Source organism: Corynebacterium sp. HMSC05D08 (genome assembly GCF_001807215.1).
Lineage (GTDB): Bacteria > Actinomycetota > Actinomycetes > Mycobacteriales > Mycobacteriaceae > Corynebacterium > Corynebacterium striatum.
In genome coordinates this window covers 1-690 of sequence record NZ_KV788346.1, presented here as the reverse complement: position 1 = coordinate 690, position 690 = coordinate 1, and the positions used below count along the sequence as shown (strand labels likewise).

Here is a 690-nt window from a genome sequence, read left to right as displayed (position 1 = left end):
ACGTACATCAGCCCTGAGTATGGGCTGACCGCGACGAACAATGACGCCTTGAATGCGGTATCACCACTGGCCTGATCCGTCACTGGCACTTTGTCACCGGCCCAGTCAACGTAAAGCTCTTGGCCTGGCTCATGGGTGATAACTTCAACGAGATCATTGGCACGCAGAAACTCATTGAGCCCACTGCAGAACTGGGAGTACTGGTACTTTGTCTTGTCCGTCGGACACGGCTGCGATAAGTAGTCCATCCACAGCTTATGCCTGGTCACATGCTTTGTACTTTTCAGCTTGCGTGCAAGAGCGTGAAAATCAGGCTGGTCGTAGGACATCGTCCGCTTACTCCGGCCGTCGCTGAATCGATCATCGAACCATCCCGGTGGAAGTTGACGGAAACGCTCTGGAGTTAGTGCCTCATCGTTGATGACTTTCTTTGCGCGGGATACTTCTCGTCGTGAACATCCCAATGCGTGTGTGATCTGCGCGTAGCTAGCACCATCAAGGCACATCGCGATGATCTGTTTGAAGTTGGCCACAAGGACCAGCTCCTTCCAAGTAGAAGTTGACGCAACACCAGCGGATCGTGGTGCCGCCAACATCAACTATGAAAGAAAACCCCCTTGCAGTACCGGGTACGTGGAACCCCGGTACCAACTACGCGGACTCGCGGTACCAACTACCCCAAATCGACAC

1 pseudogene is annotated in these 690 nt (G+C 53.6%); it reads right to left on the bottom strand.

The features are described 5' to 3' along the window. Positions 1 to 533 (bottom strand): annotated as a pseudogene (locus HMPREF3148_RS09525) (helix-turn-helix domain-containing protein); the annotation flags it as partial. Positions 534 to 690 lie beyond the last annotated feature (157 nt).